The sequence below is a fragment of the Allofrancisella inopinata genome (assembly GCF_012222965.1).
Taxonomy (GTDB): domain Bacteria; phylum Pseudomonadota; class Gammaproteobacteria; order Francisellales; family Francisellaceae; genus Francisella; species Francisella inopinata.
Genome location: NZ_CP038241.1, coordinates 271,044 through 297,817 on the forward strand (window position 1 = coordinate 271,044; position 26,774 = coordinate 297,817).

Here is a 26,774-nt window from a genome sequence, read left to right on the forward strand (position 1 = left end):
TTATTATTTGCCTAATTTTGGCTTTCAGCAGTCCCATTAGTCATAAACTCCTTTGTGATAAATGCAACAATTTATGTTGGAATTGGTATTATAGCCTACTAGTCATAAAAGTAGTACTAACTGAAATAGCTTAAAACCAGCTATTTCAGTAGATTCCGTGGTCAAGCCTGACGGAATTGTAAGTTAAATTCTTAGTATAATGTTTACTAAGGAGTTAAATCAGAGCTGTTTAATAGTTTTGATTATAACCCAAGCGACCGTCCCGGAATAGATTTAAACAATCGTCGTCATCAAGGTACTTGGGTTATCTCCTTAATACGTTTGGATAGTTGCTTGGTTTTAACGACCGTTTACAATCGCAAACATTTATAAACATACTAAGGAGATACTTGAAATGTATCATAATTTTATCGGTATTGATATATCAAAGAATGATTTTGTAGTAGCAATTCATGCTAAGAAAAAGACTTTTAAATATCTTAATAACTTAACTGGTTTTGATGAGCTTTTATCAGATCATCCTATACTCAAGGATAATTCTTTTGTAGTTCTTGAAACTACTGGAGGCTATGAAAAAGCTTTACTTGAGTATTTAATAGCTAAGAATATAGTTGTTCACAGAGCTAATACTAGAGTAGTTAAACATTTTATTCGTTCTACAGGTCAATTAGGTAAATCAGATAATATTGATGCTATTGGACTAGCTAAATATGGGTATGAAAGACACCGTGATCTAGAATGTTATCAACCTAATGATGATAAAATGCAGAAGCTTATAAAATATATTCTTAGAAAACAAGATATTAAAAAACAGTTAGTAGCTGAAAAAAATAGATATCAAGCACCAGACCAAAAATGTACAAAAGACTCTCACCAAAGAATGATAGGATTCTATAAACAAGAGATTATGATTATAGAAAGTTATATAAATAAGTTAGTCGATGATTGCCAATACTTAGTAAAAGCTAGAGATCTATTAGTTAAAGAGGTTACTGGTTTAGGAAATGCTACAGCCACATCTTTACTTGCTTTGATGCCTGAGTTAGGAAACTTAAACCGTAAACAAATAGCTTCTTTAGCAGGAGTAGCTCCATATCCGTATGAAAGTGGTAAGAAGGTTGGTTATAGAAAGACTTATGGTGGTAGAGCTGATTTAAAACCTATATTATTTATGTCAGCATTAACTGCTGCTAGAAGTAATGGTAAGCTTGGAATATTTTATAGAGATCTTGTTGAAAAGGGTAAAAAGAAGATGGTAGCACTTGTAGCTGTTATGAGAAAAATTATAGTCATTGCTAATGCTAAAATTAGAGATCTAAAAAGAGATTTGAAGGTCTTATAAAGAAATTAGCAACATAGTTGATGACGTACTACTTTTTAGTATCGTTAGCTATAGTGAATACCTATTTATTTTTTATAAGAACTTCTTTTCTGCTAAAATATCTTCATTAATAAAATAATTCTTTTCTAATGTCTTTAAAAGATTCCTTGGGTAGCTTAAACCCACAGCAGCATAAAGCTGTACTACTTGAAGATCGTAACTCGCTTATTTTAGCGGGCGCTGGTAGTGGTAAAACTAAAGTTCTTACTTCAAGGATAGCTTATCTATGCCGTGATAAGGGTATAGCTGTTGACAACATTTTAGCTGTTACATTTACAAATAAAGCTGCTAAGGAGATTCAGCAGCGTGTTGAAAAAATGCTTGGAATCTCGACATTTGGGATGTGGATAGGGACTTTTCATGGCATAGCCCATAGGTTGCTACGTAAGCATGCACATGAACTTGGTTTAGATAAAAACTTTAGAATTCTTGATCAAGAAGAGCAAGCTCAACTTATAAAAAAAGTGATAAAATCTTTAGATCTTGATGATAAAAAATATCCTCCAAAATTACTTCAAAACTTTATAAATAAACAAAAAGATCAAGCAACAAGGAGCAGTAAACTTTCTAGACAATATGATGCAAACTTTAACAGTATTTATGAGGCTTATGAAGAGAGGTTGCAACTTGATAATGCTTTAGATTTTGCAGATTTATTACTCTATTTGTATGAGCTGTTTTCTTTAAATATTCAACTAAGAGAATATTACCAAAATTTATTTAAATATATACTTATAGATGAGTTTCAAGATACTAACCATGTACAGTATCTTTGGTTAAAGCTTTTGCTAACTGATGATAATTATATTATGGCTGTTGGCGATGATGATCAATCAATATATGGTTGGCGAGGAGCTATAGTGGATAACATCCATAGTTATGTAAAAGAAGTAAACAACGTTGAGATAATCAAGTTAGAGCAAAATTACCGATCAACAAAAAATATTCTTAAGGCAGCAAATTCTGTCATCAAAAATAATAATAACAGAATGTCAAAAGAACTTTGGTCTGCTGCTGAAGAGGGCGAAAAAATACAAGTATACAACGCTGTAAATGAAAGAGAAGAAGCCAAATATATAATTGATAAAATCCGTAAACTTCACCAAGATGGTGAAAATTATAGTGATATTGCAATATTGTACCGCTCTAACTATTTGTCTCGTGTACTAGAAGAAAGTTGTATATATGCTAGTATTCCATATAGGATTTACGGTGGCTTTAGATTCTTTGATAGAGCAGAGGTTAAAGATGCTTTGGCTTACCTAAGATTAGCAGTTACAAGTACAGATAACTTAGCTTATGAACGTATCATTAACACTCCAGCACGTGGGATAGGTAACAAAACTTTAGATACAATTAGAAATTTTGCTCATATTAACTTATTATCATATTGGCAAGCAACCTTAGAAGTTATTCAAAAAGAGTTAGTAACAAAACGTACAGCAAGTTTGCTTTTAAATTTTATCCAATTAATTGACGATATAGCTAATCAAATAAAAGAGCTTAGCTTAGATAAGTTACTGGAGTACGTGATTACAAAAAGTGGGCTTTTAGCTTCTTATGAGGAGAAAGATACAGAAAAAGATCGTCAAAAAATAGATAATTTAAAAGAATTAATAAGTGCAGCTAAGGACTTTGAACCACAAATTGAGTTGCTTGATGATAACGCTGATATTTTACAAGATTTTTTATCCTTAGCAGTTTTAGAAGCTGGTGAAATGCAGGCTGATGAATCAGTAGATAGTATACAATTGATGACTATTCATGCGGCAAAAGGCCTAGAGTTTAAGCATGTATTTATAGTTGCTGCAGAAGAGGGTGTTTTCCCTCCAAATGCTGTTATTAATAGTCAGGAAGCTTTCGATAATTCTCATTCAAAAAAACTTCAAGAAAAACTTGCTGAAGAAAGGAGACTTTTTTACGTTGCAATTACTAGGGCTATGGTATCTTTAACTATTAGTTACGCCCAGGTACGTAATATTTTTGGTAGAAGTAGTTTCCAGGTTTGTTCTAGGTTTTTATCTGAGATTGACGAGGAACACTTAAGCCAAGAGCAAAATCAACAATCAAAAGCTAAAGTAAGAGCAAAATCTAACTTTGGCGTTTCGCCATTTGATTTTTTAAAATCAAGTTCCTCTAATAATAAAACTTTCAAACCTGGAGAAAAAGTTTTTCATAAAATCTTTGGTAAAGGTATTTTTATTAAATCACAAGCTCAAGGTACAAAAGAGTTCTATACGGTAAATTTTGGTCCTGACGTTGGACAAAAGATTCTATTGGCAGATATTGCTAATCTAGTTAAGATATAGGCTTATCTTTCATGTTTAGTTTTTTAAAAACTATAGCTCCTAGTATTAGCGAAGTAACAAAGCATACACTTATACTTGTTTTAGGTGCTAGGTTTATGACATTTCCTATATCGATTGATAAACCAACTGTTAGTTGACCAATTTCAGTGACTAAGGTAATTAGCATATTTGTGATAGCAATTCCTATAGCGGCAAAATTCTGAGGACATATTTTATTAAAATAATACCATACTAAAACCTGTGATGCAGAAAATGCACCAAAAATAAAAACTAAGAATATTGCATAGTTTTTTAATATTCCAAAGTTTATGATAACGATGGTTATTATGGTTCCTAGAATGCAAACATTGATAATTTTTGTCGTATCAAATTTATCAGCTAATAGAGTTTTTGTTGGAGAGAAAATAACCCAACCGATAAATATTGAGGTTATCAATGCTGTTGCAAGTATATCACCAAAACCATATGCTTGTTTAAAATATAAAACTCCATATTGTGAGGTTAAAACCACAGTAGGTATGTATATCAAGCCTGCCCATGTTGCATTAACCCAAAGCTTTTTATCTTGTATTAAATTTTTACTGGCGCTATAAATCTGTCCAAATTTTGGCATTAGTTTTATAGTTTGTACTTCTTTAGGTGAAAATATTTGAAATAATATAGCTAATGGTAGCGCAAAAATACCGGAGTATATAAAAATACTTATCCAAGAAGTGTTGTAATTGGATATAAGTACACTAACGTTTTGTGAAAAAGCAGCAGCTAAGGTCCCTAACGATATTATAATACTTGCTATGAAGCTAAAATATTTGGGCTTAAAGTTCTCTAGAGCTAGTTTCAGAACTCCTATAAATGCAAATGATGACCCAATACCTACTAACAGTCTACCAACTATTGCTAAATTAAAACCTCCAGCTATAAACAGTATATTGCCAGCTCCACAAATTAACGTTGCTGTGATTAAAATTCTTTTGCTACCAAATCTATCTAGTAGCATTCCTGCTGGTATTTGCATTATAAGGTAAGTTATATTGTAACTAGATATTAAAAATGAAAAGCCAATATGAGTTGATATGTTAAAGTAGTTAACTATTTGCTCTTGGTATGCTCCAGTTAGTATTCTTAAAAAAAACTCATAGCAATAAAAGCTTACGCCAATAACTAGTATTATAAAGGTTCTGAAATTCTTCATTTTTATAAAAAAATGCTCTTATTAGTTTAGAAATTTACACTTTTATAACAACATTGTCTAATTAACTTTTTTTAATTCATCATTTACCCTATGGGCTATTAAATATATAATTTCTCTAAATAAATTCTAAGTGTTGAAAATAACAATGTCAGAAAAATTTGTTTTAGCTGTTGATCAAGGCACAACTAGTTCACGAGCAATTATCTTTGATAAAAATGGTAATATCAGGAAAATTGCTCAAAAAGAGTTTACTCAGATTTACCCAAAAAGTGGCTGGGTTGAGCATGACCCTATGGAAATATGGGGGACACAAAGCGGAGTTGTTAGAGAAGTTCTTGAGTCTGGAAGAGTTAAACCAGAGCAAATTGCAGCCATAGGTATTACAAATCAGCGTGAAACGGTTGTTATTTGGGATAAAGAAACTGGTGACCCTATTTATAATGCTATAGTTTGGCAGTGTCGCCGTACTTCGTATATTTGTGATGAGATTAAAAAAGATTCGAAACTAGTTAAATATATCAAAGAAAATACAGGCTTAGTAGTAGATGCATATTTTTCTGGTACAAAAGTTAAGTGGATTTTGGATAATGTTGAGGGTGCAAGAGAAAAAGCTAATGCTGGTAAGCTTCTAATGGGTACTATAGATACTTGGCTTATTTGGAATATGACGCGAGGTAAAGTCCATGCAACTGACTACAGTAATGCTTCACGTACTATGCTTTTTAACATTAATACGTTAGAGTGGGATAAGAAAATTTTAGAGTACTTAGATATTCCAGAGTCTATGTTACCAGAGGTGAAAAATTCTAGTGAGGTTTACGGCTACACTGATGAGAAAACACTAGCGGGAGCTAAAATTCCAATAGCTGGTGTGGCTGGAGATCAGCATGCTGCTTTATTTGGTCATTGCTGTTTTGACAAGGGTATGGCTAAAAATACTTATGGTACAGGCTGTTTTGCACTTATGAATGTTGGTGATAAACCAGTATTTTCTGATGCTGGACTTCTAACAACTATCGCGTGGGGTGAAAATGGGAAACCAACTTATGCCTTAGAGGGTAGTGTGTTTATAGCTGGGGCTGTTATTCAGTGGATTAGAGATGGTTTGGGTCTTATCCGTTCAGCAGAAGATAGTGAGTATTATGCAACCAAAATTGATTCTACTAATGGAGTATATTTAGTGCCTGCATTTGTTGGCTTAGGTACTCCGTATTGGGATATGTATGCTCGTGGCACTATAGTTGGTATCACTAGAGACACTAAGAGAGAGCATATTATTAGGGCTGCTCTTGAAGCTATAGCATACCAAGCAAAAGACGTTTTAGATTGTATGAAAGATGATACGGGATTAGATTTAGCTGGCTTACGTGTAGATGGTGGTGCTGTACAAAATAATTTCTTGATGCAATTCCAGTCAGATATTCTCCAGTCTGAAATTTCAAAACCAAAAGTCAATGAAATTACGGGTTTAGGAGCAGTTTTTTTAGCAGGTCTAGCAGTTGGGTTTTGGGAAAATAAAGAGAAGTTGAAAGCTATCCTTACTACTGAGAAAACTTTTGAGCCACAAAAAGACCCTAAAACAGTTGCTCATGACTATAAGGGTTGGAAAAAGGCCGTAGAAAGAAGTAAGGCTTGGGCAGAGTGATAAGTGGCTACTATCCTCTGCTACATATTAGATAAAAGTTGACGAGAGAAGAGTGGTGGTAATAAGCCTAGATTAAATTTTAAATAAAGGCTATAAAGAAATGAAAAAAGAATACGACATAATAATAATTGGTGGTGGTGCAACTGGGTTTGGTTGTGCTATAGAGGCTGTTTCACGTGGTTATAAAACTTTACTTTTAGAAGCGTATGATTTTGGTAAAGGTACTTCTTCAAAGTCTACTAAGCTTATTCACGGTGGCCTGAGGTATTTAGAAAATTTTGATTTTGCATTAGTTAAGGAAGGCTTAGAAGAGAGGTTTTCATTTTTACATAATGCTCCACATTTGACTCATAAACAATCTTATCTTATTCCTACACGTAATTATTTTGAAACTATTAAATACACAATAGGAGTCAAATTATATGAGTTTTTGTCAGGTGAATACAAGATCGGTAAAAGCTATAATCTAAACAAGCAACAAACTTTAGCAGAGCTACCAAATATAGAAAGTTCTAAACTTAAAAAAAGTTTGGTGTATTATGATGGTCAGTTTGATGATACTAGACTTTTGATCTCTTTAATGAAAACTTTTGAGTCAAAGAGTGGTGTAGCCTTAAATTACCACAAGGTTGAAAAAATCTATAGCTCAACAAATTCAAAATTAGACACTGTGGTAGCTACTGATACATTAACTCAGGAAAAAAGAGAGTTTAAGGCAAGTCATATTATTAATGCTACTGGCACTTTTTGCGATACTATTATGAGTTTAGCAGGGCGAAAAGAGGCACATAAATACGTTTCTGTTGCTCAAGGAACTCATATAGTTTTTGATCGAGAGAAGTTTCCCACGAAGCATGCAATTTTAATCCCAGAAACAGAAGATGGTAGGGTGTTATTTATTTTACCTTGGCATGGTCATTTGATAGTTGGTACTACGGATATTAAAAAAGAGGTTCCCGATATTGAACCAAAAGCTGATAAACAAGAAGTTGAGTTTATTTTGGAAACCTTTAACCAATATGCTAAGCAAAAAGCAACTATTACAGATATAAAGTCAGTATACTGTGGCCAGCGTCCGTTAGTTTCTCCTAAAAAAAGTAAAAAAACGGCCAATATTTCTCGCAAACATGAGATTATTGAATCTACAGATGGTTTGATTACGGTAGTAGGAGGTAAGTGGACTATATTTAGACGTATGGGGCAGGACACTTTAGATTATATTGAAAGTGGTAAAATTGCTCAAAAGCTTTCTAAAACTTCTGAAGAGTTATTGATTGATGCTGTTGATTCTGAAGTAGGCTATCCACTAAAAGTTTATGGTAAAAATGTTGAAGATGTTAAAGAAATTCAGCAAGAAATAAATAACTATGAATTATTACATAGTGATTTACCATACTATAAGGCAGAAGCTGTTTATCATGTAAGACATGAAAAAGCTAAAACAGTTGAAGATGTGTTGGCACGGCGTACACGAGCTGCTTTTTTAGATATTAAAGCGAGTATTCAAGCAGCTCCTATAGTTGCTGAGCTTATGGCTAAAGAGCTTGGTAAAGATAAAGCTTGGCAAAGTGAGCAGATAGGTAGTTTTAAAGAGTTTGCTAAGAATTTTGATGTACAGGAATTATTTAGGTAGGACTAATTATGTTGGCAGCATGTGTAGCAGAGATTATAGGAACAATGATTCTCATACTTTTGGGTAATGGAGTAGTAGCAGGAGTTGTTTTAAATAAAACTAAGTCTCAGAACAGTGGTTGGATTGTTATTACTTTTGCTTGGGGATTGGCAGTGTTTTTAGGAGTTTTGGTGGCAGGTCCTATTAGTGGAGCTCATATGAATCCAGCAGTTACACTTTCGTTAGCGATAGCTGGGAAATTTTCCTGGAGCTGGGTGGCCCCTTATGTTATCTGCCAAGTTGTGGGAGCTATGATCGGTCAGGCACTAGTTTGGATTGTATACTATCCACACTATGCTGCTACAAGTGATGTAGATCTAAAGTTAGCAACATTTTGCACATCCCCAGCGATTAAACATCTACCTTCTAATTTTACCAGTGAAGTTATAGGAACCTTTGTATTAGTGCTTGCTATATTAGCTATGCATGGGGTTGTAATACAGGTTGGAGATTCTAATATAACAACAGCTTATCCAATTGACATGGGAGCTTTAGGCGGTATCCCGGTGGCATTTGTCGTTATAGCTATAGGTTTATCTTTAGGTGGTACTACGGGGTATGCTATTAATCCAGCTAGAGATTTTGGTCCAAGATTGTTTCATACTATTATGCCTATACAGAGTAAAGGTCCATCTCACTGGAGTTACGCATGGGTACCAATTCTAGGTCCTATTGTTGGTAGTGTAATAGCAACGGTCTTTTATCTGTTATTAAAAGCAAAAGGGGCACTTTAAAATAAAATGTGTGATTTTACATATGTGCCTATGTTTAGTGATGAGTTTTTAAGGCTTATTTTATCTATCTTACTATTTTTTTGTTGTGTTATTTTAGCCCAAATTTTCATGTATAAGAAAAATTGGGGTGTAGCATTTTGGAGTTGCTTTGCTATTTTTTTAGTGGTTTTAGGCGGATATGGGTACGTTATTCACCGTTTATATTTGGAAAATACTTTTTCTTACGATGGTTTTATTTCAGGTGCTGGGTTTTTGACAGTGGTGGGTTTATTGTTCTCAAAATCTAAGGGTGAGGAGATTATTTTTAATGATAAGCTTATAAATAATGATACACCAATGTTTTTGGCAAGCTTTATTGTGTTTTCAATCATTTATGTTTTGACTGTTGATTATAATTTTGACTGCATTTATGATGCCAGTCAGCTATTTATAGAAGTGTTACAGATAATTGTTTATCCTGTATTGTTACTACTTGGATTAACAGCATTTTTGTTTAGGTTTGTAGTATGTATATATGTTTTTGCAATATGCATGGCTTTGTTTATAATTGAAGATATGGTTTCTGTTTATTACATATTATCATTTATTACAGATGAGTTTATAATCGTTGAAACGATGATACCAGCTATTATTTCAACTATTATAAGTATAATGTCAATCTGCATACTTATCAAAGCAAAGAGAGTTTATAATAGGAGTAGAATAAATGATTAAGTATTTTGACAATTTTTTTTGGACGAATGCGGTTGTAGCACTGGTTATACTAGTGGTAGGTTTCTTTTTATCCAAGTATGTTAAATCATTAACTTATAACTTGTTAAAGAAGTATGACAATACAGTCTCTCAGTTTTTAGCAAGTTTAATATATGTAATTTTTTTAATTTTAGTTGTTGTGGTAGCTTTGGCAAAATTGGGTGTCCCAATTTCTCCTATAACTGGTGTTTTGGCAGGTATCGTTTTTGGTATATCAATGTCTTTAAAGGCATCTTATAGTATTTTTGCCTCTGGCATAATGCTTGCTTTTAGTAAACCCTTTGAAATTGGTGATAACGTTGATATAGGGGGTTCAGTAGGTGTTGTTAAATCTATAGGCTTTTTGTATACAAAGCTTAGTGGCGAAACTGGTGATGAGATTGTGATTGTGAATAATATGGTTATGTCAAAAGTAATTACTAGGTTTTCTAGTAAATAAGCCTTTTATAACCAGGGCAATTGCATTAAAATATTTTTTGCTAGAATCCTTTGTTTATAATAGTTTTAACTTCTTTACAAGATCAATACAAGCAGTTTCAGATCTCCTAAAATTAACTGATTATGATTAAAATGACGCTTTATTATTTATAGCTTCGTTAAATAAGCTGTATTTATAGGCATTTTAGGTGGACACTCTACCAAAAATAGTAACTTTACTGGTTATAACCGTAAAATAATAAGGTTGTCAAGACATTTTTAATGCAATTGCCCTGCTTTTATAACAAAATAATATTTACATTAATTTTTAAACGTAGTAGTATGTGATTAGTTTTTTAAGAAAAAGTTTAAAGTAGTTGTTTTCTTAAAAAGCTTTATAGATTCAAGCACAAAAAGCTTGATTTTTACTCAAATAGACTTTATAGTATTCTAGAAAGTTTTAGGGGAGGGATTCCCGAGCGGCCAAAGGGATCAGACTGTAAATCTGACGGCTCAGCCTTCGCAGGTTCGAATCCTGCTCCCTCCACCATGCGGGTGTAGTTCAATGGTAGAACTTCGGCCTTCCAAGCCGATAGCGTGGGTTCGATTCCCATCACCCGCTCCACCCTAAACGTGGTTATAAAATTTAAGCTCGCATGGCTCAGGTGGTAGAGCACTCCCTTGGTAAGGGAGAGGTCACCAGTTCAAGTCTGGTTGTGAGCACCATATTATTGGTTTTTTATTTTTTGTTGAAAAAAAATGGAGTAATGAAAGAATGGCTAAAGAAAAATTTGAACGTTCGAAGCCGCACGTAAACGTAGGTACAATCGGTCACGTTGACCATGGTAAAACTACTCTTACTGCAGCTATCACTAAGGTAATGGCTGAGAAAAACGGTGGCTCTGCTCGTAAGTTTGATGAGATCGATAACGCGCCAGAAGAAAAAGCACGTGGTATTACTATTAATACTTCTCACGTAGAATATGAGTCTCCAAATAGACATTATGCTCACGTTGACTGTCCAGGACACGCGGATTATGTTAAAAACATGATTACTGGTGCTGCTCAGATGGATGGTGCTATCTTAGTATGTTCTGCTGCTGATGGTCCTATGCCACAAACTCGTGAGCATATTCTACTTTCTCGTCAGGTTGGTGTACCATATATTGTTGTTTTCTTAAACAAGTGTGACATGGTTGATGACGAAGAGTTATTGGAGCTTGTAGAAATGGAAGTGCGTGAGCTTTTAGATCAGTATGAGTTCCCGGGTGATGATACTCCTATTATTATGGGTTCAGCTCTTAAAGCTTTAGAAGGTGATGAGAAGTACGTTGAGAAGATCGTTGAGCTAGTTCAAGCTATGGATGACTATATTCCAGCTCCTGAGCGTGATACTGATAAGCCATTTATCTTACCAATTGAAGATGTGTTCTCTATTTCAGGTCGCGGTACAGTTGTAACTGGACGTGTTGAGCGTGGTGTTATAAACGTTGGTGATGAAGTTGAAGTTGTGGGTATTCGTCCTACTCAAAAAACTACAGTAACTGGTGTTGAAATGTTCCGTAAGCTTCTAGATAGAGGGGAGGCTGGTGATAACGTTGGTATTCTAGTTCGTGGTCTTAAGAGAGATGATGTTGAGCGTGGACAAGTATTATGTAAGCCAGGTTCAATTAAGCCTCACACTAAGTTTGAAGCTGAAGTTTATGTACTTTCTAAAGAAGAAGGTGGTAGACATACTCCATTCTTTAAAGGCTATAGACCACAGTTCTATTTCCGTACTACAGATATTACTGGTGCTGTTGAGCTACCAGAGGGTGTAGAGATGGTTATGCCTGGCGATAACATTAAGATGGTTATAACCCTAATTAACCCAATTGCAATGGATGAAGGTTTACGTTTTGCTATCCGTGAAGGTGGTAGAACTGTAGGTGCTGGTGTTGTTGCTAAAATTATCGAGTAATAGATAGTTATAAAGTAAAAAAGGTCAGTAGTTCAATTGGTAGAGCAGCGGTCTCCAAAACCGCAAGTTGGGGGTTCGAGTCCCTCCTGGCCTGCCAAATAATTAAGGCAGTGTTGCAAAATTTGCACACTGTCTTTTTTATTTTTCTTGATATTATATTTTCTGTGTGTTATTTTATACCCTACGTTTTAAAGGAGTATCATTCTTGTGAAAAAAAGTCAAAATTTTAATAAAGTTTGGGTGAGTGGAGCTACTAAACCTACTGAGGTGACAAAAGTTTCAAGCTCTGTTAATGTTTTGCTATGGATGGCAGCAGTAGCTGTTGTGGTTATGGGCATTGTGGTTACTATGGCTTCGAGCTTTTGGGGCTTTGACTATAGTTCTTATAACACCTCGATTGCTGTAGTGGTTGTTCTTGTGGCACTAGTTATTGCAAGATTTACTAATCAGGGTCGTAGATTTTGGGCTTTTTTTAATGCTTCAAAACTGGAGTTGTCCAAAGTGGTTTGGCCTACACGCAAAGAAACTATGGCTATATCTGCTATGGTTATAGTGGTGGTTATCATTTTTGCTATCTTTATATCTATATTTGGTTTGGTATTTGAAAAATTTATTCAATATTTCCTAGGTTAATAGGGGTTTACAATTATGCTTTGGTATGTCGTGCAGGTGCACTCAGGTTATGAAAAAAGAGTAAAAACTCAGTTAGAAGAAAATATTAAAATAGCTGGTTTGGAAAATAGTTTTGGTAGAATACTTGTCCCTACTGAGAATGTGGTAGAGATGAGAGCGGGTCAAAAGCGTAAAAGTGAGCGTAAGTATTTTCCGGGGTATGTTTTGATAGAGGCTGACCTTACTACAGATGCTTGGCAGCTTGTAAAGTCAGTTCCTAGAGTATTAACTGTTGTTGGTTCAAGAGGTAAGCCTATTCCATTAAGTAAGCAAGAAGTTGATAAGATTCTTAGTTTTATGGAGGGCGATAAAAATACTATTGAGCCAAGACTTAGAAAATCGTATCAGGTTGGTGAAGTGGTTAGAGTTCTTGAAGGACCATTTAATGACTTTACTGGTGTGGTAGAAGAAGTTAACTATGAAAAATCAAGGTTAAGAGTGGCTGTATCTATATTTGGTAGATCTACACCTGTTGAGCTTGAATTTTCACAAGTTGAAAAAGAGTCTTAGTTTTAAAACAAAGCTAAGTCATAGGGAGCTCGTATTTTTAAAAACGAGTGCTATTAACCTAAATTTTGGAGAAAACAATGGCTAAGAAAAAAGTAGAAGCTATTATTAAATTGCAAGTTGCTGCTGGTAAAGCTAATCCAAGTCCTCCTATAGGACCTGCATTAGGCCAGCGTGGTGTTAATATTATGGGATTCTGTAAGGAATTCAATGCTAAAACTCAGGGTATGGAGCCAGGTATGCCTATCCCTGTTGAGATTTCTGTATATAGTGATCGTAGTTTCACTTTTGAGATGAAAACCCCGCCAGCTTCTTATTTGATTAAAAAAGCAGTTAATATAAAATCAGGTTCGTCAAACCCTTCAAAAGAGTCTGTTGGTACAATTACCCGTGAGCAGCTAGAAGAAATTGCTAAAATAAAAGATTCTGATTTGACAGCTGCTGATTTAGATGCTGGTGTAAGAATTATTGCTGGTAGTGCTCGTAGTATGGGCGTAAAAGTAGAAGGGGTTGAATAATGGCTAAAATTTCAAAAAGAATGAAAACTATAGCAGCTAAGATAGATGCTGAAAAAAAATATCCTGTAGCGGAAGCTTTTGATATTTTAAGAGATGTTTCTTCAGTTAAGTTTGTTGAATCTGTGGATGTGTCAGTTGCTTTAGGTGTTGACCCTCGTAAATCTGATCAAGTGGTTAGGGGAGCTTCTGTATTACCTAATGGTACAGGTAAAAGTGTTAGAGTGGCAGTTTTTGTAAAAGGTCCTGCTGCAGATGCAGCTAAAGAGGCTGGTGCAGATATCGTTGGTATGGAAGACTTGGCCGATGAAGTTAAGAAAGGCAATATGAATTTTGATGTTGTGATCGCTTCTCCTGATTCTATGAGAGTAGTTGGACAGCTGGGTCAAATTTTAGGTCCTAAAGGACTTATGCCAAACCCTAAGGTTGGTACTGTAACTATGGATGTTGCTAAAGCTGTAAGAGATGCTAAAGCAGGTCAGGTTAGATATAGAGTTGACAAAGCAGGTATTATACATACTACTATTGGTAAGGTTAACTTTACTTCAGATGCGTTAAAGCAAAACCTAGAGCAGCTTTTGATTGATCTTAAAAAAGCAAAACCATCTGTTTCTAAAGGCGTATATCTGAAGAAAGTTTCTGTGTCTAGTACTATGGGTCCAGGAATAGCAGTTGACTTTTCAGATTTAAGTATATAGAATAATACTTTGCAATTTCTTTGGGTTGTATGTGAATACAACGTTAAAGACCGTAGGAGCCAAGCAAGCTTGGCTTAATATTTATCCTACGCAGACGATGTTGACAACCTTTTTTGGTCTAAATATCGTGTTAATTAAATAAAGTGTAGACAATATAAGGAGTCGATTATGGCACTTAGAATAGAGGATAAAAAAGCAATTGTCGCTGAAGTTGCTGAACAAGTATCCTTAGCGTTGTCTGCAGCAGTAGCCGACTATCGTGGTTTGACTGTTAATGAAATGACTTCATTAAGAAAACAAGCTCGTGAGTCAGGAGTTTATTTAAGGGTTGTTCGTAACAACTTAGCACGTTTAGCAATTAAAGGAACTAATTTTGAGTGTTTATCAGATGCTCTTAAAGGTCCTCTTGTTCTTGCTCTTTCTAAGGATGAGCCAGGTGCGGCAGCTAAGCTATTTAAAAACTTTCAAAAAGACCATAAGGCTTTTGAAGTTAAAAATTTAGCTATGTCTGGTGAACTGTTTGGTCCAGAAAAGTTAGATGACTTTGCTAAGCTTCCTAGTAGGGAAGAGGCACTTGCTACATTACTTAGTGTTATGCAAGCACCAGTTACTAAGTTTGTTCGTACTCTTAATGAGGTTCCTTCTCAGGTGGTACGAGTATTTGCTGCTGTTGGAGATAGTAAATAATTGCATTGGCTTACTAGAAAAGCTAAACAAAGAATTAATTGTTAAATAAATAGGAGTTATAAAATGGCTATAACAAAAGAAGATATCCTAAATGCTGTTGCTGAAATGAGCGTGATGGATGTATGTGATTTAGTTAAAATGATGGAAGATAAGTTTGGTGTATCTGCTGCAGCTGCTGTTGCTGTTGCTGCTCCAGCTGCTAGTGGTCAAGAGGCTGCAGCTGAAGAAAAAACTGAGTTTGACGTTGTTTTAGTTGATGCAGGTTCAAATAAGATCGCTGCGATCAAGGCGGTTAGAGGTATTACAGGTTTAGGTCTTAAAGAAGCTAAAGCTGCTGTAGAAGGTACTCCTTTCACAGTCAAAGAAGCTGCTCAAAAAGCAGAAGCAGAAGAGCTTAAGAAACAACTTGAAGAAGCCGGCGCTAAAGTTGAGCTTAAATAATAATATTCATAAAAAGTAATTTTTAGGAATTATGACTAGTGGTCATTTATATGGCTTCTAGTCTTTCTAGTATTGAAAGATACATAGGTTGGTGCAAATATATTCATATTTGCTTTTTATTTTGTGTAAACAAAATCTTAAGGGTTTTTTGATGTCTTACTCATACGCTGAGAAAAAAAGAATTCGTAAAGAATTTGGGGAATTACCTCATATCTTGGATGTACCATATTTACTCTCCATTCAAACAGAGTCATATAAAAAATTTTTAAATCTGGAAGGGACTAAAGGTAGAGGATGTTCTGGTTTAGAGCAGGTGCTTAAACAGTCTTTTCCTGTAGAAAGTAAAAATGGACAATATGAACTTCATTATGTTGATTATCAAATTGGTGAGCCAACATTTGATGAGAGCGAGTGCCAGGTTCGTGGAGCTACTTATGACGCTCCTCTTAATGTTAAAATGAGGTTAGTTGTTTATAATAAAGAGGCTCTTCCAAATGAAAAAATCGTTGAAGATATTAGAGAAGAGTATGTATATATGGGTGATATCCCTCTAATGACAACAAACGGTACTTTTATTGTTAATGGTACTGAAAGGGTAGTTGTTTCTCAGTTACATAGATCTCCGGGAGCATTTTTTAGTAAAGATGACACAGAGGAAGGGGCTTTTTCTGCACGTATAATCCCGTATAGAGGTTCATGGTTAGATTTTGAATTTGATTCGAAAGGTGTAATCTGGGCTAGGATAGATAGAAAAAGAAAAATTTGTGCAACTGTTATTCTAAAGGCGCTTGGATATTCACAGGAAGATATTTTAGAACATTTTTCTACTACTAAAACGATTAAATTTGACGGTGAAAATTTTGGCTTGAAGTTAGGCGATCTTTCTTTGATAAAAGGCGAGTTACTAAAGTTTGACATCATAGATTCAAAAGGTAATGTAATAGCAAAGAAAAATAAAAAAATTACTTCGAAAGATGTTAAGAAAATAAAAGAAGCAGGTATTGATTCTGTAGCTATAGACTTTGATCTGGTAAGTACCCTTAGGGTGGCAAAAGATGTTATCAGTGAGAGTACAGGTGAAGTTATAGCTTATGCAAATAATGATATTACAGAAGGTTTGTTAGACGCTTGTATAGAAGCGGGAATGTATGAGTTAGAGGTTGTAGACTTTATAACTACAGAAAGAGGTAGATATATTTCTGATACTCTTAAGTATGATGTTACAAAAAATACAGATGAAGCATTGGTTGAGATTTATAAGGTTTTAAGACCTGGAGATCCTCCAGCAGCAGCATCAGTAAAGGCTTTATTTGAAGGGTTGTTTTTTATTGAAAGTAGATATAGCTTATCTGATATTGGTAGAATGAAATTAAATGCAAGGTTAGGTTCTGACAAGGTTTCTAAAGATGTTTATACTCTTGAAAATAGTGATATAGTAGGTGTCCTTGAGGAGCTTATTAAAATCCGTGATGGTAAAGGAAAAGTAGATGACATAGATCATCTTGGTAATAGACGTGTTCGTTCTGTTGGTGAAATGGTTGAGAATCAATTTAGAATAGGTCTTTATCGTGTAGAAAAAGGAATCCGTGAGAGCATGTCTTTGGTACATAAAGATAAGCTGATGCCGAAAGATATAGTTAACTCTAAGCCTATAACAGCTTCGATAAAAGAGTTTTTTACTTCTGGAGCATTATCTCAATTTATGGATCAAGATAATCCACTATCAGAAGTTACACATAAAAGAAGAATTTCAGCACTAGGCCCTGGTGGTTTATCTCGTGATAGAGCTGGTTTTGAAGTTCGTGACGTTCATGCAACTCACTACGGTAGATTATGTCCTATTGAAACACCAGAAGGACCAAACATTGGTCTTATTAACTCGTTAGCAATTTATTCTAGGGTAAATGATTATGGTTTCTTAGAAGCTCCTTATAGAAAAGTTGTTAACGGTAGAGTTACAGATGAAATTGAGTATTTATCAGCAACTGATGAAGATAACTATGTAATTGCTCAAGCTTCAACTCAACTTGATGAAAATAATCATTTTGTTGATGAATTGATCCAATGTCGTTCAGGTGGTGAAGCAATGTTTACTGAATCTAGTAGAGTTCAGTATATGGATGTTTCTGCTAAACAGATGGTTTCAGCAGCAGCAGCATTGATTCCTTTCTTAGAGCATGATGACGCAAACAGAGTCTTGATGGGTGCAAACATGCAACGTCAAGCAGTTCCAACTCTTAAGTCAGAAAAGCCTTTAGTTGGTACTGGGATAGAGAAAATTGTTGCTAGAGACTCAGGTAACTGTATTATTGCTAGAAATCCCGGAGCGGTTGTTGAGGTTGACTCAAACAGAATAGTAGTTAAGGTAGATACTAAAAAATCTAAAACTAATAAATTGGTAGATATATATAGTTTAACTAAATTCAAACGTTCAAATAAAAATACTTGTATTAACCAGCGTCCTATAGTTAATGTTGGTGATAAAGTTGAGCAAGGCGATATCTTGGCAGATGGGTTTGCTACTGATTTTGGTGAGTTATCTTTAGGGCATAACCTAATGGTTGCATTTATGCCATGGAACGGTTATAACTTTGAGGATTCGATTCTATTGTCAGAAAGAATTGTTAAAGACGATAAGTATACAAGCATACATATCGAAGAGTTTACTTGCGTTGCTCGTGATACTAAACTTGGTCCAGAAGAAATAACAGCAGATATTCCAAATGTTAGTGAAAGTAGCTTAGTTAAGTTGGATGAATCTGGTATTGTCCATATAGGTGCTAATGTTGAATCTGGTGATATTCTTGTAGCTAAAATAACTCCTAAGGCTGAACAGCAATTAACACCGGAGGAAAGGCTACTTAGAGCAATTTTTAATGAAAAAGCATCAAACGTTGCAGATAGTTCATTAAGGATGCCTAGTGGCACTTCAGGTACAGTTATTAATGTTCAAGTATTTGAAAATGATAAAGGTGGCAAGAGTTATAGAGCTTTAAAGATAGAAAAAGAGCTTATAGAAAAAGCGCGTAAAGACTTTGATGAAGAGTTTAGCGTTATTGAGTCTATCGTTAAGCAATCTATTGAAAAAGAAATTGTTGGTGCTGAAATTCTTAAAGCTAAAGGCCTCAAAAAAGGAGCTATTTTAACACAAGATTTTTTGGAGAAGTTGCCTTTTTCTAAGTGGTTAGAAATTTCGTTTGAAGACGAGAAGTTAAACACTAAGGTGCAAAAAACTAAAGAATACTATGATGAAGCAAAATTAGCAGTAGATGCTAGATTTGAAGCTAAGAAAAAATCTATAACTCAAAGTAATGAGTTATCTCCAGGGGTGCTAAAAACAGTAAAAGTATTTGTCGCTATTAAAAAGCGTATACAACCTGGTGATAAGATGGCAGGGCGTCATGGTAACAAAGGTGTGGTATCACGTGTATTACCAATCGAAGATATGCCATACATGGAAGATGGTACTCCAGTAGATGTTTGTTTAAATCCTCTAGGTATACCATCACGTATGAATATTGGTCAGATCTTAGAAGCGCATATGGGATTAGCTTCTTATGGTTTGGGTAAAAAGATAGAAAAAACTTTAGAACAAACAAGAAAAGCCGCTGAGCTAAGAAAAACTTTGGATGAAGTATATAACAGTGTTGGTGGTAAGAAAGTAGATTTAGATACTCTAAGTGATGAAGAAATCTTACAGCTTTGTGAAAATCTTAAAGACGGTGTACCAATTGCAACACCAGTATTTGATGGTGCTAAAGAAGAAGATATCAAATCACTACTTCAACTAGGTGGCTTTGCAACAGATGGTCAAATGAGACTGTTTGATGGTCGTACTGGAAAAGCATTTGACAGACATGTAACAGTTGGTTATATGTATATGCTTAAGCTTGACCACTTAGTAGATGATAAGATGCATGCTAGATCTACTGGATCTTATAGTTTAGTTACCCAGCAGCCTTTAGGCGGTAAAGCTCAGTTTGGTGGTCAAAGATTTGGTGAGATGGAAGTTTGGGCATTACAAGCTTATGGTGCAGCTTACACATTACGAGAAATGCTAACAGTTAAATCTGATGATATAGCTGGTAGGTCGAAAATGTATAAAAACATAGTTGATGGTAAATTAACTATGAATGTTGATGTGCCAGAATCTTTCAACGTTTTAAGAAATGAAGTTAGAGCGTTGGGTATAGATATGGATTTTGACTATTCATCAGAGCAAGAATAAGCATCTTTAGTAGAGTACTTATTTTTTTATTAAAATAAAAGTATAGGAGAGCAACCTGTGAATAACGGTATCCTACATCAAAATTACAATAGTAAAAAGTTTGATATTATAAAGATATCTTTAGCGTCCCCAGAGGTTATACGTTCGTGGTCTCATGGTGAAGTTAAAAAACCAGAAACTATTAACTACAGAACATTTAAGCCGGAGAGAGACGGTTTATTTTGTGCTAAAATTTTTGGTCCTGTTAAAGACTATGAATGTTTATGTGGTAAATATAAGCGTTTAAAACACCGCGGTGTGGTATGTGAGCGTTGTGGTGTTGAAGTCGAGCAAGCTAAAGTAAGAAGAGAAAGAATGGGGCACATCGATTTAGTGTGTCCAGTAGTACATATTTGGTATCTAAAATCTTTACCTTCTAGGATAGGTTTGTTTTTAGACATGCCTCTTAAAAATGTAGAGAAGGTATTATACTTTGAGTCATATATAGTTACTGATCCTGGTATGACTCCATTAGAGAAAAAGCAATTACTTACTGATGAAGAATATATAGAAGCTCTAGAAAACTATGGTTATGAGTTTGAAGCTTCTATGGGTGCAGAGGCTATTAGAGAATTATTATCTGATACTGATATCGAATCAGAAATGGAACAGCTACAAGTTGAATATGAAGAAAGCAAATCTGCAGCTAAAAAAGAAAAAGCTATAAAAAGATTAAGGCTTCTAGAGACTTTTCAAGCTTCTGGTAATAAACCTGAGTGGATGGTAATGACTGTCTTACCAGTTCTTCCTCCTGATTTAAGACCACTTGTACCAATAGAAGGTGGTAGGTTTGCTACATCTGATCTTAATGATTTATATCGTAGAGTAATAAATAGAAACAATAGACTTAAAAAGCTATTAGACCTTAATGCTCCTGATATTATTGTTAGAAATGAAAAAAGGATGTTACAAGAGGCTGTTGATGCTTTATTAGACAATGGTAGACGTGGAAGAGCTGTAACAGGTTCAAATAAACGTCCTCTTAAATCATTAGCTGATATGATTAAAGGTAAACAAGGCCGTTTCCGTCAAAACTTATTAGGTAAGCGTGTTGACTACTCTGGACGTTCTGTAATTACAGTAGGTCCATCTTTAAGATTGCATGAGTGTGGTTTACCTAAGAAGATGGCTTTAGAACTGTTTAAGCCATTTGTTTACTCTAAGCTAAGATTTGGTGGGCATGCAACAACTATTAAACAAGCTAAAAGAATGGTTGAGCTAGAGGAATCTGTAGTTTGGGATATCTTAGAAGTTGTAATTAATGAGCATCCAGTACTATTAAACAGGGCTCCTACACTTCATAGGTTGGGTATTCAAGCATTTGAACCGAAGCTTATCGAAGGAAAAGCTATTCAGTTGCACCCATTAGTGTGTGCGGCTTTTAACGCTGACTTTGACGGGGACCAAATGGCTGTTCACGTGCCATTAACAGTTGAATCTCAGCTAGAAGCTAGAGTTTTGATGATGTCTACTAATAACATTTTATCACCAGCTTCAGGACAGCCTATTATCACTCCTACTCAAGATATAGTGTTAGGTTTATACTATATTACAAGAGAAAAAGATGGAGCAAAAGGTGAAGGTAAGTTATTTGCAAGCTATGAAGATGTTAGTAGAGCGTATAATTCTGGAACTATAGATATCCATGCTAAAATCAAATTAAGAGTAGATAGACAAGTATTTGATACTAAAGGTAACACTTATAATGAAAAAGGTGTTGTTAATACAACTGTTGGTAGAGCATTACTTATTAATATATTGCCTGAAGGGTTGTCTTTCTCGTTAATTAATAAGGTTTTAGTTAAGAAAGAAATTTCTAAGATTATTAACCAAGCATTTAGAATGTTAGGTGGTAAAGCTACTGTTGTCCTAGCTGATAAACTTATGTATGCTGGTTTTAAATACTCAACCATTTCTGGTATTTCTGTAGGTATAAATGATATGACTATACCTGCTGATAAAGACACTAAGGTAGAAAAAGCAGAACAAGAAATTAAGCATGTAACAGAGCAATACCAGTCTTCGCTTATTACTGAGAATGAAAGATACAATAATATAATCAATATTTGGAGTAAAACTTCAGATGAAGTTGGTGCTTCGATGATGGATGCTATATCTAAAGATAAAGTTATTGTTGGCGGTCAAGAAAAAGAGATTGAATCATTTAACTCTGTATATATGATGGCTAAATCTGGTGCTAGAGGTTCTTATAACCAGATGAGACAGCTTGCAGGTATGCGTGGTTTGATGGCAAAACCTGATGGGACGATGATCGAGACGGCTATTACAGCTAACTTTAGAGAAGGTTTATCAGTATTGCAATACTTTACATCGACTCACGGTGCTCGTAAAGGTTTGGCCGATACTGCTCTTAAAACAGCTAACGCTGGTTATTTAACTCGTAGACTAGTAGACGTAGCTCAGGATTTAGTAATCATTGAAGAAGATTGTGGTACAGATGATGGTTTAATGTTCTCAGCTATTGTAGAAGATGGTGAAGTTAAAGTGCCTCTTACAGAAAGAGCATTAGGTAGAACATTAGCGGCTGACGTTGTTACGGAAAAAGGTATCGTATTGTTAGAAGCAAATACTTTATTAGATGAAAATTTAGTAGAGCTATTAGATGATAATGGTATTGATATGATTAAAGTTAGATCACCAATCACATGTAAGACCCGTAGAGGATTGTGTTCTAAGTGTTATGGTAGAGATTTATCTCGAGAAAGAAAGGTTAATGTTGGTGAGTCTGTAGGTGTAATTGCAGCTCAATCAATTGGTGAGCCTGGTACTCAGTTAACAATGAGAACATTCCATACTGGTGGGGCGGCATCTTTAGGTGTAACAATTAGTGATATTAAAGTTAAAACTGCTGGTAAAATCAAGTTTAAAAATATTAGGACAGTAACAAATAAAGAAGGCCAAGACATTGTAATATCACGTGCTGGTGAAATCGTTGTTTCTGATACTATGGGTAGGGTTAGAGAACAGCACAGAATCCCTATGGGTGCAGTACTTCCTCTAGCAAGTGGTAAAGCAGTAGAGATCGGTGATGTGATAGCTACTTGGGACCCACATGCGCAGCCAATAGTCACAGATGTCGCAGGTAAGGTTATTTTGGAGGATGTTATTGATGGTATTACATCTAAACATACTTATGATGACCTAACTGGCCAGCAGACTATTGAAATAACCTCGCTATCTCAGAGAATTACTTCTAAAAACTTAAAACCAGTAGTTAAAATAGTTGACAATGATGGTAATGAGTTAAAATCAATAGCATTAGCTGTTGGGGCAGTGTTAAACGTTACTGAGGATATGCAAATTGCAATAGGAGATGTTGTTGCCAAGATTCCTCTAGAAGGGTCTAAGAATAAAGATATTACAGGGGGTCTGCCTCGTGTTGCAGAACTATTTGAGGCAAGACGTCCAAAAGAAGCTGCGATACTTTCTCCTTGTGATGGTATAGTTAGATTAGGTAATAGAGACACCAAAGAGAAGCAAAGAATAGAGATTTTAGACAAGTGTGGTCATATTGTTGAAGAAATATTACTATCTAAATCTCGTCATTTGGTTGTATTTGATGGTGAAGTTGTCTCTAAGGGTGATGTATTAGCAGATGGTCCTACTGACCCACATGATCTACTTAAATATAAAGGATTAGAGGCTTTTGCTGACTATATCCTTTTTGAGGCTCAATCTGTATATCGTATGCAAGGTGTTGTAATTAATGATAAGCACATTGAGACTATTGTTAGACAAATGCTTAGAAAGGCAGTTATTCTAGATGAAGGTGGCAGCAAATTTGTAAGAGAAGAAACGGTTGAGCTTGTTAGAATTCTTGAAGAGAATGATAAATTGAGTTTAGAAGGTAAAAAAGAAGTTGTGTATGAACCAGTATTAATGGGTATTACAAGGTCTTCTTTGTCTACGGAGTCTTTCTTATCAGCAGCATCTTTCCAAGAGACGACAAGAGTATTAACAGAATCTTCTATTAATTCTCAAATTGATCAACTAAGAGGTCTTAAGGAAAATGTTCTAATTGGTAGATTAATTCCTACAGGTACAGGACTGGCTGTCAGAAAAGAAGCAGCTAAGATTGAGAAGCTAAAAGAAGAGTTAGGGGTTGAAGATGGTATGACATTTACAGATGCTGCAGCATTTGGAATAGATAGTTCTTCTTTTGAGAATTATCAGCATGTAAGTGAGGAAAAAGATATAAATGATGATATCGAAGAATCATTAAGAAATGCTCTTGAATCATTAGACTTCTAAATCTTAAATTTTTATCCCAAATAAAATTTTATTATTCTAACTTTTTAAATTATACTATCTACATAACTTACATATTTATTAATGGTTAATATTTCGATGTTAGCGAAGCTTTTTTGGCAGATATTTTTTGGTATAGCGATCATACTTATAGTTATTTTATCTATATTAAATACTGACAGAGTTAGTTTTGACTATATATTTGGAATTACTACGTTACCATTGATAGTTCTTATGTCAATAGCTTTTGTGTTGGGTTTATTGTTAGGTTCTTTTATCACTAAATTTATTCAAATAACAAAAACTACTGGTGGCGCTAAAAAATAATGCTGACTCTGGGTATAGAAAGCTCGTGTGATGAGACTGGTATAGCTTTATATGATTTTTCTAAAAAGAAATTAATAGCAGATGCTTTGTATAGCCAAATAAGCTTACACAAAGATTATGGTGGAGTTGTACCAGAATTAGCATCACGTGAACATATTGCAAAGCTTAATGTATTAACTAAAGAAATTATAAGCAAGGCAAAAGTTAGCTTTGCAGATATAGATTGTATAGCTTATACGGCTATGCCTGGTTTAGTTGGAGCTCTTATGGTCGGTGCAACGTTTGCTAAAACTTTAGGGTTTGTGCATGATATTGACACTGTGGCAGTGCATCATTTGGAAGGACATTTACTCTCACCATTATTAGATGATAACAGCAGTATAGAATACCCTTTTATAGCTTTACTAGTCTCAGGAGGACACACTCAACTTTTCGAGGTTAGAAAATTTGGTGATTACCAGTTATTGGGGGAATCTATAGATGACGCTGTTGGTGAGGCTTTTGATAAAACAGCAAAACTGTTAGGAATGTCTTACCCTGGAGGAGTTGAAGTAGCAAATCTTGCTGAGAAAGCTTCTGATATAACTAGATATTACTTACCAAGGCCAATGAAAAATAAAACTAGCTTGGATTTTAGTTTTAGTGGTTTAAAAACAGCTGTTTTAAATACTTGGTATAATGAGTCTGAGCAAACCCAAGAAAATAAAGCTAACCTTTGCTATGCCTTTCAAGAGGCAGCAATAGATGTTTTAGTAACTAAATGTGATAAAGCATTAGGTGCAACGAAAAACAAAAGATTAGTAGTATCCGGTGGTGTAAGTGCAAATAAGTTTTTACGTAATAAATTAAATAATCTAAGCCAAAAGAAAAATTATCAAATATTTTTCCCACCAATGAAGTACTGTACAGATAATGGTGCGATGATAGCTCTTGCAGGGGCGTATAGATATAATCAAGGTTTTAAGGATAATAACCTTGAAATTAATGTAAAAGCACGAGCAGCAATTTGATATATATTAAAGCTCTGTTATAAAGCTATCTTATGTGGTATTATCTATATTGAAATGATTAAAGTTTAAATTTTTTCATGAATTTATCAAAGAAAATTAAGGTTTTGAATGAATAATACAATAGATCAAACTTTCGAAAAAGAAGGAAGCATAGTTTGGAAAAGTGTTTTTGGACTACTAATAATTCCTTTATTTACCATAATAGCGGTACCATGGTATGGCTTTACGTATGGTTTTCAGACATCTGATTATGTTTGTCTTATAGTTTTCTACTGTTTGACAGGCGTTAGTATAACTATGGGTTACCATAGATTGTGGTCACATAAAACATATAAAGCTAATAAGCTAGTTAGTTATTTTTTACTGATATTTGGCACAGCAGCGTTACAAAACAGTGTACTACAATGGGCATCAGATCATAGAAAGCATCACAAAGACGTTGATGATCCAGTGAAAGATCCGTATGCAGCTACTAGAGGCTTTTGGTATAGCCATTTTGGATGGTTGCTAAGATATAATACTCATGATGTCCAGGAAATAAAAGGCGTTAATGACTTAATGAAAGATAAGGCTTTAGTGTTCCAACATAAGCATTATACAATACTTGCTATATTAACTTGTTTTGGTCTACCTGTACTATACGGGATGTTTACAGGCAGAATTTTAGCAAGTGTGCTGATGGGCGGGTTTCTTAGAGTTGTGTTAGTTCATCATGCAACTTTTTGTATTAACTCTTTGGCTCATACTATCGGTAAAAGACCATACTCAACAAAAAATACAGCTAGAGATAGTTTTATAACAGCTATAGTTACTGGTGGAGAGGGTTACCACAACTATCATCATGCTTTTGCTGGTGATTATAGGAATGGTATTAGATTTTTTGATTTTGACCCTTCAAAATGGTTTATTGCAGGTTTAGCTAAAATAGGTTGGTGTTATGATCTTAAGAAAACTCCTAAACATTTGGTTGAAATAGCAAAAGCAAAAGTTAAGTTAGAAGAAACTTTAAAAAGGAAAAATAATGCTTCACAACTTGGTATAGAAGAAAAATATACTAAATTTGTTGCTAATGTTAAAAGTATGTATGGTGCAAAACAAGAGTATCTGAAAGCTAAAAAAGATAACGTCTTGTCTAAAGCTGACATCCAAGCTATAAAATCAAGATATAAAGATCTTAAAATTGAGTTTGTTGAGGCTAAAAAGAAATACAGAGCTAGTACATTAGTGTAGTTTGGCCCATAAAGTTTTACACCTTCTAATAATTTAAGCACTAGGCTTTAGGTTTTTCTCAGTTAACTTGTTTTTATAAATTGTTATT

20 protein-coding genes and 4 tRNA genes are annotated in these 26,774 nt (G+C 34.6%); 23 read left to right on the forward strand and 1 reads right to left on the reverse strand.

Annotated elements, in window-relative coordinates:
- The first annotated feature begins 394 nt into the window (after positions 1-394).
- Both E4K63_RS01210 and E4K63_RS01215 read left to right on the forward strand, forming a co-directional pair.
- Positions 395-1,342 carry an IS110 family RNA-guided transposase gene (locus tag E4K63_RS01210; RefSeq protein ID WP_179965678.1) on the forward strand — a complete coding sequence of 316 codons (948 nt, stop codon included), beginning with the start codon at positions 395-397 and terminating at the stop codon, positions 1,340-1,342.
- A gap of 128 nt (positions 1,343-1,470) precedes the next feature.
- Positions 1,471-3,690, forward strand: coding sequence for a UvrD-helicase domain-containing protein (locus tag E4K63_RS01215; RefSeq protein WP_133942148.1), 2,220 nt, complete (start codon positions 1,471-1,473; stop codon positions 3,688-3,690).
- Here the strand turns inward: E4K63_RS01215 and E4K63_RS01220 are convergent.
- A complete protein-coding gene (locus E4K63_RS01220) occupies positions 3,680-4,882 on the reverse strand; it encodes an MFS transporter (protein WP_133942149.1) in 1,203 nt (400 codons plus the stop codon). The genes E4K63_RS01215 and E4K63_RS01220 overlap by 11 nt on opposite strands.
- 145 nt (positions 4,883-5,027) lie before the next feature.
- Here E4K63_RS01220 and glpK point away from each other — a divergent pair, with 145 nt between their 5' ends.
- The 21 genes from glpK to E4K63_RS01325 all read left to right on the forward strand — a co-directional run bounded on the left by glpK (position 5,028) and on the right by E4K63_RS01325 (position 26,686).
- Positions 5,028-6,527, forward strand: coding sequence for a glycerol kinase GlpK (glpK, locus tag E4K63_RS01225; protein WP_133942150.1), 1,500 nt, complete (start codon positions 5,028-5,030; stop codon positions 6,525-6,527).
- 100 nt (positions 6,528-6,627) lie between these two features.
- A complete protein-coding gene (locus E4K63_RS01230) occupies positions 6,628-8,160 on the forward strand; it encodes a glycerol-3-phosphate dehydrogenase/oxidase (RefSeq protein ID WP_133942151.1) in 1,533 nt (510 codons plus the stop codon).
- A gap of 8 nt (positions 8,161-8,168) precedes the next feature.
- Positions 8,169-8,933, forward strand: a complete 765-nt coding sequence (locus tag E4K63_RS01235; protein ID WP_133942152.1) for an MIP/aquaporin family protein — start codon at positions 8,169-8,171, stop codon at positions 8,931-8,933.
- Positions 8,934-8,939: 6 nt separating this feature from the next.
- The gene (locus tag E4K63_RS01240; RefSeq protein ID WP_133942153.1) at positions 8,940-9,647 is read left to right on the forward strand and encodes a hypothetical protein; all 708 of its coding nucleotides are present in this window, start codon (positions 8,940-8,942) and stop codon (positions 9,645-9,647) included.
- Complete coding sequence (locus E4K63_RS01245; protein WP_133942154.1) at positions 9,640-10,125, forward strand: mechanosensitive ion channel domain-containing protein; 486 nt, start codon at positions 9,640-9,642, stop codon at positions 10,123-10,125. Before E4K63_RS01240 ends, E4K63_RS01245 begins: the two co-directional genes overlap by 8 nt.
- Before the next feature lie 443 nt (positions 10,126-10,568).
- Positions 10,569-10,653 (forward strand) — tRNA-Tyr (locus E4K63_RS01250).
- Between the two features lies 1 nt (position 10,654).
- Positions 10,655-10,728: transfer RNA gene (locus E4K63_RS01255), tRNA-Gly, on the forward strand.
- A gap of 25 nt (positions 10,729-10,753) precedes the next feature.
- A tRNA-Thr gene (locus E4K63_RS01260) sits at positions 10,754-10,829 on the forward strand.
- Between the two features lie 49 nt (positions 10,830-10,878).
- A complete protein-coding gene (tuf, locus tag E4K63_RS01265; protein ID WP_133942155.1) occupies positions 10,879-12,063 on the forward strand; it encodes an elongation factor Tu in 1,185 nt (394 codons plus the stop codon).
- 21 nt (positions 12,064-12,084) lie between these two features.
- Positions 12,085-12,160: transfer RNA gene (locus E4K63_RS01270), tRNA-Trp, on the forward strand.
- Between the two features lie 110 nt (positions 12,161-12,270).
- Positions 12,271-12,696, forward strand: coding sequence for a preprotein translocase subunit SecE (gene secE / locus E4K63_RS01275; protein ID WP_133942156.1), 426 nt, complete (start codon positions 12,271-12,273; stop codon positions 12,694-12,696).
- A gap of 15 nt (positions 12,697-12,711) precedes the next feature.
- Positions 12,712-13,245, forward strand: coding sequence for a transcription termination/antitermination protein NusG (gene nusG, locus E4K63_RS01280; RefSeq protein ID WP_133942157.1), 534 nt, complete (start codon positions 12,712-12,714; stop codon positions 13,243-13,245).
- Between the two features lie 77 nt (positions 13,246-13,322).
- On the forward strand, positions 13,323-13,760 hold the full coding sequence (gene rplK, locus E4K63_RS01285) for a 50S ribosomal protein L11 (protein WP_133942158.1): 438 nt from the start codon (positions 13,323-13,325) through the stop codon (positions 13,758-13,760).
- A complete protein-coding gene (rplA, locus tag E4K63_RS01290) occupies positions 13,760-14,455 on the forward strand; it encodes a 50S ribosomal protein L1 (protein ID WP_133942159.1) in 696 nt (231 codons plus the stop codon). The genes rplK and rplA overlap by 1 nt, the downstream gene beginning before the upstream one ends.
- A 168-nt stretch (positions 14,456-14,623) precedes the next feature.
- Positions 14,624-15,142: a 50S ribosomal protein L10 gene (gene rplJ / locus E4K63_RS01295; protein ID WP_133942160.1), complete on the forward strand. Its 519-nt coding sequence runs from the start codon at positions 14,624-14,626 to the stop codon at positions 15,140-15,142.
- A gap of 63 nt (positions 15,143-15,205) precedes the next feature.
- Entirely contained in the window at positions 15,206-15,583 is a 378-nt protein-coding gene (gene rplL, locus E4K63_RS01300; protein ID WP_133942161.1) for a 50S ribosomal protein L7/L12, read from the forward strand.
- Positions 15,584-15,734: 151 nt separating this feature from the next.
- The gene (rpoB, locus tag E4K63_RS01305; RefSeq protein ID WP_133942162.1) at positions 15,735-19,811 is read left to right on the forward strand and encodes a DNA-directed RNA polymerase subunit beta; all 4,077 of its coding nucleotides are present in this window, start codon (positions 15,735-15,737) and stop codon (positions 19,809-19,811) included.
- 57 nt (positions 19,812-19,868) lie between these two features.
- On the forward strand, positions 19,869-24,122 hold the full coding sequence (gene rpoC, locus E4K63_RS01310; RefSeq protein ID WP_133942163.1) for a DNA-directed RNA polymerase subunit beta': 4,254 nt from the start codon (positions 19,869-19,871) through the stop codon (positions 24,120-24,122).
- Positions 24,123-24,218: 96 nt separating this feature from the next.
- Positions 24,219-24,446 (forward strand): lipopolysaccharide assembly protein LapA domain-containing protein, encoded by a 228-nt coding sequence (locus E4K63_RS01315; RefSeq protein ID WP_133942164.1) that lies wholly within the window; start codon positions 24,219-24,221, stop codon positions 24,444-24,446.
- Entirely contained in the window at positions 24,446-25,456 is a 1,011-nt protein-coding gene (tsaD, locus tag E4K63_RS01320; protein WP_133942165.1) for a tRNA (adenosine(37)-N6)-threonylcarbamoyltransferase complex transferase subunit TsaD, read from the forward strand. Before E4K63_RS01315 ends, tsaD begins: the two co-directional genes overlap by 1 nt.
- Positions 25,457-25,564: 108 nt before the next feature.
- Positions 25,565-26,686, forward strand: coding sequence for a fatty acid desaturase (locus tag E4K63_RS01325; protein WP_133942166.1), 1,122 nt, complete (start codon positions 25,565-25,567; stop codon positions 26,684-26,686).
- The last annotated feature ends 88 nt before the right edge of the window (positions 26,687-26,774 follow it).

Coding starts and splice junctions, on each gene's coding strand:
- E4K63_RS01210 (WP_179965678.1), top strand. CDS start 395: ATGTATCATAATTTTATCGGTATTGATATATCAAAGAATGATTTTGTA.
- tuf (WP_133942155.1), top strand. CDS start 10,879: ATGGCTAAAGAAAAATTTGAACGTTCGAAGCCGCACGTAAACGTAGGT.
- E4K63_RS01325 (WP_133942166.1), top strand. CDS start 25,565: ATGAATAATACAATAGATCAAACTTTCGAAAAAGAAGGAAGCATAGTT.
- glpK (WP_133942150.1), top strand. CDS start 5,028: ATGTCAGAAAAATTTGTTTTAGCTGTTGATCAAGGCACAACTAGTTCA.
- E4K63_RS01315 (WP_133942164.1), top strand. CDS start 24,219: ATGTTAGCGAAGCTTTTTTGGCAGATATTTTTTGGTATAGCGATCATA.
- E4K63_RS01230 (WP_133942151.1), top strand. CDS start 6,628: ATGAAAAAAGAATACGACATAATAATAATTGGTGGTGGTGCAACTGGG.
- tsaD (WP_133942165.1), top strand. CDS start 24,446: ATGCTGACTCTGGGTATAGAAAGCTCGTGTGATGAGACTGGTATAGCT.
- rplA (WP_133942159.1), top strand. CDS start 13,760: ATGGCTAAAATTTCAAAAAGAATGAAAACTATAGCAGCTAAGATAGAT.
- rplK (WP_133942158.1), top strand. CDS start 13,323: ATGGCTAAGAAAAAAGTAGAAGCTATTATTAAATTGCAAGTTGCTGCT.
- nusG (WP_133942157.1), top strand. CDS start 12,712: ATGCTTTGGTATGTCGTGCAGGTGCACTCAGGTTATGAAAAAAGAGTA.
- rpoB (WP_133942162.1), top strand. CDS start 15,735: ATGTCTTACTCATACGCTGAGAAAAAAAGAATTCGTAAAGAATTTGGG.
- rplJ (WP_133942160.1), top strand. CDS start 14,624: ATGGCACTTAGAATAGAGGATAAAAAAGCAATTGTCGCTGAAGTTGCT.
- E4K63_RS01215 (WP_133942148.1), top strand. CDS start 1,471: ATGTCTTTAAAAGATTCCTTGGGTAGCTTAAACCCACAGCAGCATAAA.
- E4K63_RS01245 (WP_133942154.1), top strand. CDS start 9,640: ATGATTAAGTATTTTGACAATTTTTTTTGGACGAATGCGGTTGTAGCA.
- rplL (WP_133942161.1), top strand. CDS start 15,206: ATGGCTATAACAAAAGAAGATATCCTAAATGCTGTTGCTGAAATGAGC.
- E4K63_RS01220 (WP_133942149.1), bottom strand. CDS start 4,882: ATGAAGAATTTCAGAACCTTTATAATACTAGTTATTGGCGTAAGCTTT.
- E4K63_RS01235 (WP_133942152.1), top strand. CDS start 8,169: ATGTTGGCAGCATGTGTAGCAGAGATTATAGGAACAATGATTCTCATA.
- E4K63_RS01240 (WP_133942153.1), top strand. CDS start 8,940: ATGTGTGATTTTACATATGTGCCTATGTTTAGTGATGAGTTTTTAAGG.